At 74.8% G+C, this 9,007-nt stretch carries 6 protein-coding genes and 2 pseudogenes; 1 reads left to right on the forward strand and 7 read right to left on the reverse strand.

Annotated features, from left to right (window positions below; all coding sequences use genetic code 11):
* The first annotated feature begins 9 nt into the window (after positions 1-9).
* A complete protein-coding gene (locus BU197_RS18240; RefSeq protein WP_317452033.1) occupies positions 10-315 on the forward strand; it encodes a helix-turn-helix domain-containing protein in 306 nt (101 codons plus the stop codon).
* Between the two features lie 141 nt (positions 316-456).
* Here the strand turns inward: BU197_RS18240 and BU197_RS18245 are convergent, their stop codons facing one another.
* From BU197_RS18245 to BU197_RS18275, 7 genes and pseudogenes are all read right to left on the reverse strand, one after another.
* Positions 457-1,257, reverse strand: a complete 801-nt coding sequence (locus tag BU197_RS18245) for a hypothetical protein (RefSeq protein WP_188269348.1) — start codon at positions 1,255-1,257, stop codon at positions 457-459.
* Positions 1,258-1,554: 297 nt separating this feature from the next.
* Positions 1,555-4,266 carry an ABC transporter permease gene (locus BU197_RS18250; RefSeq protein ID WP_188269349.1) on the reverse strand — a complete coding sequence of 904 codons (2,712 nt, stop codon included), beginning with the start codon at positions 4,264-4,266 and terminating at the stop codon, positions 1,555-1,557.
* Positions 4,267-4,481: 215 nt separating this feature from the next.
* Positions 4,482-5,270: pseudogene (locus BU197_RS18255) on the reverse strand (ABC transporter ATP-binding protein); the annotation flags it as partial.
* A gap of 129 nt (positions 5,271-5,399) precedes the next feature.
* The gene (locus tag BU197_RS18260) at positions 5,400-5,930 is read right to left on the reverse strand and encodes a hypothetical protein (RefSeq protein ID WP_188269351.1); all 531 of its coding nucleotides are present in this window, start codon (positions 5,928-5,930) and stop codon (positions 5,400-5,402) included.
* Positions 5,931-6,164: 234 nt separating this feature from the next.
* A complete protein-coding gene (locus BU197_RS18265; protein WP_188269352.1) occupies positions 6,165-7,001 on the reverse strand; it encodes a hypothetical protein in 837 nt (278 codons plus the stop codon).
* A gap of 218 nt (positions 7,002-7,219) precedes the next feature.
* Positions 7,220-8,557 carry an esterase-like activity of phytase family protein gene (locus tag BU197_RS18270; protein ID WP_188269353.1) on the reverse strand — a complete coding sequence of 446 codons (1,338 nt, stop codon included), beginning with the start codon at positions 8,555-8,557 and terminating at the stop codon, positions 7,220-7,222.
* Positions 8,558-8,892: 335 nt separating this feature from the next.
* A pseudogene (locus BU197_RS18275) lies at positions 8,893-9,007 on the reverse strand (IS5/IS1182 family transposase); the annotation flags it as partial.

Genomic DNA, 9,007 nt, shown 5'->3' on the forward strand with positions numbered 1-9,007 from the left:
CACGCGCGCGTGCTGCTGGCGCTCGCCCGCGACCCCGGGGTGCGGCTGCGGGACGTGGCGGAGAGCTGCGGCATCACCGAGCGCACGGTGCAGACCATCGTCGCCGACCTGGAGGAGGGCGGGTACCTCACCCGTACGCGGGCAGCCGACGGGCGCCGTAACCAGTACCTCATCGACACCGCCTCCCCCTTCCGGCACCCCGCCGAAGCCGGACACGAGATCGCCGGACTCCTCGAACTCCTCGCCTCCCGCGACGAGAAGCCGTCGCCGGACGAGCAGCCGTCCCCGAACGAGAAGCCGTCCCTGGGCGAATAGCCGTCCCGGGAGGCCGAGTCGTCCCCATAGACCGAGTCGCCCCCGGAGAGCGAGTCGCCCCCGGAAGCGGACCCGTCCCCTTGAGCGAGGCAACCCCGGACCGGGCCCGTCCTCCCGGCGTTCGGCCCCGTCCTCCCGGCGTCAGACCGTACGCCGGTTGCCGTCCGCGTCGCAGGGGAGGTCCGCGTTCGGATGGTTCGCCGTGAAGTCGCGGTAGGCCTGGCCTTCGACCTCGGCCATCGACGTCGGCTCCACGTCGACGATGCCGCCGAACGGGCGGTCGACGTCCCGGATGATGCAGAGCGTCGTGGTCAGCAGCGCGGTGATCACGACGAGCGTGGTGATCTGCCCCCGGTTGTTCCTGCGCGGCAGACAGATCCCGAGCGCCGTCACCGTGACGACCAGGGTGGCGAGCAGGAACCAGAAAATGGCGCTGGGAATGCTGGCGGTCGCCTGGGTGAGGCGTTCGTCGCGTTCGTCGGAGCGCTTGTTGTCGGCGGCGACCAGCATCCCGAAGACCGGCTTCCCCTCCAGGGACTTGAACACCTCCCGGAAGTCCGTCGACCACACGCTGGGGGCCTCGGAGCCGTTGCCGTCGGACATCGCGGGCCACTCCTGGGTCCGTACGGCTCGGGCGTAGCAGACCGCGCCCGCCTGGATCCGGGCCCGCTGGGCGGCGGGCGCGTACTCGGCCGTCTCCACGAGCTGGTCGAGGGCGCGGGCCTCGCCGTGCGAGGCGACCTCCGCCTTCCCGTACGAGCCGTTGGCGGTGACCAGGACGAAGGAGAGGAGCAGCACCGTCATCGTCAGCAGGGGGCCGACCAGGTCCTTGACCGCCATGCCCGTGCCGTCGTCCTCGGTGAGCAGCAGCGGCCGCAGCCAGCGGTTCGCGGCGAGCCCCGCGAGCAGGGCCAGGGCGGCGACGACGATGACGAGGAGCACGGGCGGTCACCTCCGGGGACGGGAGAGGGGTCCCGGAGCGGGCCGGGGTACCGCGATCATGCGCCTGCCCGGGGTGCCCGCCCCTGCCGGGGAAAGGACGGGTCCCCCTTTCGAGGGACCCGTTTTCCGCCAGAGGGGTGTGTGCCGCCACTCTTCCGGGCCGGAGCTTCCGCCGGAGGGGGCGCGCCGCCTCGGCCGTACGGCCCCGGGTCCCCGTACCGGCCCGGAGCCTGTACTCCCCCGGCCCCCGGCCCCGTCGCCGCCCGCTTCGGTGCCGCCCCGCCCCCTCCGTACCGTCTACCGCCCCGCCCCCGCCTCGATCGGGCGGATACGCAGGAGGGAGCGGGTCGGAAGGCCCGTGGCGGTGAGGGTGAGCAGGAGGGTGGCCGCGACCAGGGCGAGCGCCGTGCCCGGGGGGATGTGCGGGGCGGCTCCCGTGAGGCCCCGGGCGAGGGGGACGAGGGCCGCCCAGGCGATGGCCGCGCCGACGGCGAGGCCCGAGACGGCGACCAGGAGCGCTTCCCAGCCCATCATGCTCCGCACCTGGCGCCGGGTGGTGCCGGAGAGCCGGAGGAGGCCGATCTCGCGGCGCCGGTCGAGGACCGTCATCGCCAGGGTGTTGGCGGCGGCGACGGCGGCGAACCCGCCGAGCACGGCAGCCATGACCGTGTTGGCCCAGGCGTTGAGTTCCTGTGCGCGGTCGGCCTCGGCCGCGTATCCGGCCGCGTCGGTGACGATCGTGCCCGGGACCAGCGCGGTCAGCGCGCGGTCCGTCGCCGCCGGGTCGGCGCCGGGGGCGGTCGCGACGAGCACCTCGCTGTCGAGGTCGGCCGTCACATGTGCGGCGAGCGCGGCCCGGTCCATCACCATCTGCCCCACTCCCAGGCCCCGCGCGTAGGTGGCGACCACGGTGGGCCGGACCCGGGTGCCGTCGCCCAGCCACAGGGCGACCCGGTCCCCCGTCCGTACGCCCATCGCCCGTGCGGTCGCGGTGTCGACGGCGACGGTGTCCGCCCGTCCGAGGTCCCGCAGCGCGCCGTCGCGCACATCGAGGTCGAGCACCCGGGCCAGGCCCTCGGGGGCGCCGGAGACGCCCAGGACCGACACCGTGGACAGCTGGTCGTCCGAGCGGTGGACCGCCCCGGTGCGCAGCACCCCGGCCGCGTACTCGACCCCGGGTGTCCGGGCCGCCCGCCCTGCGGTGTCGGCGGGGAGGCCGATGCCGGTGGAGCCGATCACCCGGTCGGCGACGACGGCCTTCCCGACGTTCTCGCCGGAGGCGTGGCGGAGGGTGCTCTGGAGGAAGAGCAGGGTTCCGCAGAAGGCCGTGACCATGATGATCGGGGTGATGGCCGAGGCCAGCCTGCGGGCCTGGGCGCGGGTGTTGTCGGCGGCGAGGGAACCGGCCGCCCCGGCGGCGCCCGCCCTCAGCGGCAGTCCGAGGACGCTCGCGCAGAGCCGGGCGGGCAGCGGGCCGAGCAGCGCCACGCCGAGCAGGAAGCACATGATCACACCGAGGGCGGTGTTCGCCGCGTCCTCGCCGCCGAGCCGGCCCGCGAGCACCGCGAGGAAGCCGCCGCCCGCGAGGGCGGTGAGCCCCAGGACGATCCGGACCACCCCTGGCCTGGCCCGTTCCACCGCCGCTGCCCCGAGTGCCTGGCCGGGGCGGAGCCGTGCGGGCCGCCGGGCGGCGACCCATCCGGCCGTCAGCGCGGTCAGCGTGCAGGCCGCCACGGCGGCGGCCATCGGCAGGGCGCCGATGTCCAGGGAGACCTGGGCGGGTACGGCGCCCCGGTCGACGAGTTCGCCGAACCACCAGCGGGCGAGCGCCAGGCCCGGCGGGATGCCCGCCGCCGCCGCGAGGGGGGCGAGGATCGCCGCCTCGGTGGCGATGGTGCGGCGGATCTGGCGGGGTGTCGCGCCGATCGCCCGCAGCAGGGCGAACTCGCGGGCGCGCTGCCCGGTGGCCAGGGTGATCGTGCCCGCGACGACGAAGACGGCGGTGAGGGCCGCGATGCCGCCGAAGGAGCCGCCGATGCCGGAGAGGACCGTCTGGCCCTCGGCGAGCGCCGGTACCTCCACGGCGCCGCGCGCGTCCCCGGTGACGACCTTGGCCCGGCCCCGTACGGCCTGCTCCACCTGCCCGGCGAGGGCGGTGGCGGAGATGCCCGTGCGGGGGGTCACGGCGATGGCGTCGACGGTCGCGGGGTGCCCGGACAGCGTCCCCGCCACCTCGTCCGCGAACCAGGCGCCGGGGCCGTCGGGCGTGGCCGGGAGCAGTCCGGACACCACGTAACTCCCGCTGCCGCCGGGGGCGGTCAGGGAGACGCGGTCGCCCGGCGCGAGGCCCGCCGCACGGGCGGCGCCCTCGTCGAGGACGACCTCCCCTGCCCTGGGCGCGGACACCTTCGCGGTGGCGGTGGCACCCGTGCCCGTGGAGTCCGTGGCGCCGGTGACCGCGCCCCCGGCCGCCCCGGCGGGGAGCGCGGTGGACGCGAAGTTCCGGCCCGTGAGGGCGAGCGGCGGACCCGCGCCCTTCACCGCCCGCGCGGGATGCGCCGCTTGTGCGGGAGTCGCCGCCTGTACCGGATGCGCCGCCCGTGCGGGATGCGCCGCCCGTGCAGGATTCGCTTCCCGTACGGGATGCGCCGCCTGTACGGGATTCGCTGCCTGTACGGGAAAGGCCAGGTCCGGGATGGCGGCGGCGACGCCGGGGCGGGCCGCGATCTCGGCCGCCAGGCCGGTGGCCACGCGGGCGCGCTCCGGCAGCGCGGTCTGGAACGACTGCCGCTGCCCCTCCTCCAGGAACTCGATCCGCACATAGGGGTCGGCGGCGACGACCACGGGGGTGTCCGCGTACCGCACCGGCCGGACGTGGGCCGTGACGCCGGTCTGGAGCAGGGTGCCGCAGGCGGTGACGATCGCCGCCGCGAAGAGCAGCGCGACGAAGCTGCCGACGAAGGACGCCGGCCGGAAGCGGACGGAGGCCCGCGCGAGCCCGTTCGTCATGCCACCGCTCCGGCGAAACCGCCCGCCGCACCGGGAGCACCGGCCCCACTGGGCCTGCCAGAGCCGCTGGGCCCACTGGGCCCACCAGGCCCATCAGACCCACCGAACCTACTGGGCCCACCAGAGCTGTCAGGCCCACCGGACCCACTAGGCCCACCTGAGCCGTCAGGCCCACCAGCCCCATCGGCCCTACCAACCCCACCAGCCCCACCGGCCCCGCCGAACCCCCCGCTCTCCGCCGTCAGCGTCACCATCCGGTCCGAGACCGTCTGCGGGTCCGGGTTCCACAGGCTGCCCGCCCAGGAGCCGTCGGCGAGGAAGAGCACGCGGTCGGCGTGGGAGGCGGCCACCGGGTCGTGGGTGACCATGACGACCGTGGCGCCCAGGGTGTCGACCGCGCGCCGCAGCAGGCCCAGGACCTCCCGGGCGGTCCGGGTGTCCAGAGCGCCGGTCGGCTCGTCGGCGAACACCACCTCGGGCTCCGTGATCAGCGCGCGGGCGATCGCCACCCGCTGCTGCTGACCGCCCGACAGCTGCGCCGGGCGTCTGCCGCCGTGGTCCGGAAGCCCCACATCGGCGAGGAGTTGCTGCGCCCGCCGCCTGTCCTGCCGTACGCCCGCGAGCCGTTGGGGCAGCAGCACGTTCTGGAGGACGGTCAGGGAGGGCAGGAGGTTGAAGGACTGGAAGACGAAGCCGACGCGGGTGCGCCGCAGTCGCGTCAGCCGGTCCTCGTCGAGGCGGGTGATGTCCGCGCCGCCGAGGAGCACCTGCCCCGAGGTGGGCCGGTCGAGACCGGCGGCGCACTGGAGGAACGTGCTCTTGCCGGAGCCCGAGGGGCCCATCACCGCCGTGAAGCTGCCCCGTTCAAGGGTCAGGTCGACGCCCCGGAGTGCCTGGACGGCCCCGGTTCCCCGTCCGTGGGCGCGGGTGAGGGAGCGCACCTCGATCGCGGGCGTCCCACCCCCGGTCCGCTCGATGTCCACACGGTCCCCGCGCCGGCGCATGACGTTCCTTTCCTTGCTGGTCAGCGACGGTTTCGACGGTAACCAGGGCGCGGCGCGGGGGTAATGGAGTCAGCCGGGCTCCCGCGGGTGGGGAAAACCCCCGGCGCCGCCGGGGGCAGGCTCCGGCGTTCAGTCCGGGATCGGCGCCACCACGTGCGAGGTGACGGAGCAGACCCAGGCCGCTCCCCCGGGGGTGCGCGTGGCGTGCGGGACGACACGGTGGTCGGGGCAGAGCGGCCAGAGGAAGCGGTCCCGGTCGGCGAGCAGGCACTGCACGCCCTCGGCCGCGCAGACGGCGATGTCGACGGGGTCGAGCCCCCAGACGGCTTCGTGGCCCGCCGAGAGCCGGCCGAGGGGCTCGTGCTCGTCCGGGGGTTCGTACGAGACCGGTACGGCGAAGGTGCGGCCGGTCTCGGCGCGGATCCGGGCGAGGAGCGCGGCGACGGTCCGTTCGGCGCTCTCCTCGCGGAAGCGGACGAGCAGCGGGAGGAAGTACGCGGTGGGCAGATCGCCGTTGCGGAGGAACGTGGTCCACAGGAAGGCGAGGACCCTCGGGGCGCCGAGTTCCTCCGTCAGGTCGGTGGCGAGTTCCTCGGAGACGCTCCGGAGCCGGCCGAGGAACGCGGGGTCGTCGGCCGTCGGTGCGGGCGCGTCGGACATGTCACTCCGGGGAGGCCCGCCCCGGCCGACGGCCTCCGGGTCGGGAGCCCGGGGAAGGGGCTCGGCAGCCCGAAAGGGGCCCCGGGTCCCCGAAGCGGGCCCCGGGTCTCCGAAGCGGGTCTCCAGGGCGGCGCGACCGGCGCCGCCCCCCTCATCGTCGCGTACCCCCTGATCGTCGCGTGCACCGGTCATCGTCGCGCACACCGGCCGCGTGCCCCGAGGGAATTCGGGTCCTCAGCCCTCCGGGTAGCTGCGCGCGGTGAGGCGGCGGGCGGCGCGGGGGGCGATGACGAGGGCGAAGCCGTGGTTCGCGGCGACGGCCCGGGTGTAGTCGGCGGAGAGGGAGCCGTGCCGTTCGAGGGTGAGGGCGGGCAGACCCGAGCGGCCGTAGCCGGTGGTGTGGTGGAAGGAGAGGACGGTGACGGGGGTCGTCGCGTGGTACGGGTGTCTGCGGCGGGCGGCGGCCTCGTCGGCGTGGGCGAGGATGCGGACGCCCGGGTCGTGGCCGAAGTCGGCGGCGACCCCGTCGGCGCGCCAGTGCGCCGGGGCGCGGTCCGTCCCGGCGGCCTGGCGGGCGGTGTCCACCGAGGCGACGGAGAGGAAGCCGCCGCCGGTGTCTTCGAGGGCCTCGGCCAGGAAGGCGTTGGAGGGGCAGCGGTAGCCGGGGCCGATCAGCCGGACCGTGGGGACGCCGTCGAGGACGGTGGTCAGATGGGGCGGTACGTGCGCGGCGGCGGGGCCCCGGAAGCCGAAGGGGCCGATGCCGAAGAGTTCCTCGACGAGGTCCTGGACCTGTTGGCGGGGGAGGGCGGGGGGCAGCCGGGGCCAGTCGAAGACGGAGCGGACCCGGGCGCGGACGGTGGTGACGCTGCCGGGGCGGGTCGCCGGGCGGCCCTTCATCAGGTTGACCCGTTCGACGGTCTCCCGGTCGGCCCTCGCGGTGAGGGCGTAGGAGTTGCCGAAGCCGTGGGCGACGGCGCACCCCCGGCCCAGGGCCTCGGCCGCCCCGCGTACGTCCTCGGCCTCGCCCATGACCAGCTTCCGCGCCGTGCCCCTCCGTCGTCCGCTCACTGCACACCTCCACGTGATCGATATTGACCGGGCAACGAGCCGGGCCCGCAAGGGTCACCTGGACCGGAGCGGGCGGAGGGGGACGGCGGTGCCCGGGGCCGTCCGGGCGGAAGCGGAAGAAGGAACGATCCTCCGCAGGGCCGGGACGGCACCCGCCCGGGGCTTCCCCCGTGGTCCGGCCGCCGTCCCGGACATCACCCGCCCGGCCCCCTGGGAGGTCAGCGGACGGGACGCCCCAGACGGACCTTGACAAGGGTCGTCTCGATGCCGCTGTCGACGAGCCGGCCGTTCGCGTCGAAGGCCTCGGGGCCGTCCGTCATGCCGAAGTCGTTGTCGTTGATGAGGACGAGGGTCGAGGAGCCCTCGACGGCGATGCCCTCGATCTTGCCGGGGACGCCGGGGACCGTGTTCAGGTCGACGACCAGGCGCTTGGGGAGGAACGGGCCCTTGTCGGCCGCCTTGCCGTCGAGCTGTTCGAGGGCCGGGGCGGCGGTGGTGTCCCAGGGGGTGCCGAGGATGTCGGAGGAGGGGCGCAGGCGCACCTCGTGGACGCGGGCGGACTTGTCGGTGCGCTCCTGGACGAGGAGGCGGTCGCCGCCGAGCGCGACGACGGAGGAGATCTTCAGCTCGGAGGTCTTCGTCTGGCCGGGCTCGACGGTGCCGACCGGGTCGAAGCGGTAGGCGTACTCGGCGGTGACCCGGTTCTTGCGGGGCGAGAAGCGGACCAGGCGCGTGTTGCGGGACTCCTCGCCGGTGGCCTTGTCCGGGTTGAGCAGCGGGCTCTGGAGCGCCATGACGAGGTCGCCGTCCGGGAGGAGCGCCAGCCCCTCGAAGCCCCGGTTGATCTTGCGCTTGAGGAAGACCGAGGGGAAGGACTCGATCACCGGGTAGTCGGTGCCGGTCAGACCGAGGCCCTTGGGGACGTGCCGGGCGAGGACCCGGCCCTTGGCGGAGACGTGCACGAGCGAGGGCCCGTACTCGTCGACAAGCCAGAAGCTGCCGTCCCGGTCCCGGACGACGCCCTCGGTGTCGAGGCCGTTGGGGTTGTACGGGAGCGGGGTCGAGGCGTCGTAGGTGTACGGGGCCTCGTCGCGGCCCGGCTGGTTGGGCAGACCGGTGACGGGGGCGCCGGAGCGGGTGGTGAGCGGGATGGACTGGAGGACGCGCAGCCGCCCGCCCTCGGCCCTGACCTTGACGATCGCCGGGTCGAAGCCGGGGACGGGGAAGGTGCGCCGCTTGTCCTTGCCGATCGCTATCTGGCCGTTGGGGCCCCGGTCGGTGACGGTCCAGTACTCGCCGTGCCGCTCGGCCGGGTAGAGGTCGCTGCCGATGCCGCCGAGGTCGACGTTCCGGTCGTCGTCGACGCTGCCGGGGATCAGGCCGTTGCTGAAGCGGGCCAGCGGGATGTCGGGAAGGGTCGCGGTGGAGACGACCCGGGCGGCGGAGCCGTGCCGCGAGGGCTCCGCCTCCGCCGTCCCCACGACCACCGTGAGCGCGAGCGCGGCGGACAGCGGCAGGGCCACCAGGGCGGGCCGGCGCAGGAGGCGCGGATTCATCTGAACTCCCTTGAAAACATGGAATGTCACCCGTGAGGGCGGCCCCATGGTCCAATTCCGGCCACAACGGCGGGTGGCGCCGGTGCGAAGGGAGGGAGAGTCCTGGGTGAACGCCCGGCTGCGCGGGCCTGGCAGGATCCGGAAGAGGGGGTCTAGGTCGTCTCTTCCGGATCCTGCCGGTCAGGCCCGCGTCGTCCGGTGCCGTGCATCGCAAGGCGGAGAGGCTGCCGCGTACTGGGCGTACCCGGGTGCCTCGACAACGCGGCGAGGTGCGGTGCCGGGCGGCGCGGGCCAGGCAAGATCCGAAAGGGACGGCCTAGGCGCTGTTTCTTGGATCATGTTCGGAGCCAGATGGTGAGGGCTGCGAGGGTGACGGTGCCGAGGTAGACATAGGCGCGTTTGTCGTAGCGGGTGGCGACGGCGCGGAAGCCCTTCAGGCGGTTGATGGCA

This window comes from Streptomyces sp. CBMA291 (genome assembly GCF_014596525.1).
Lineage (GTDB): Bacteria > Actinomycetota > Actinomycetes > Streptomycetales > Streptomycetaceae > Streptomyces.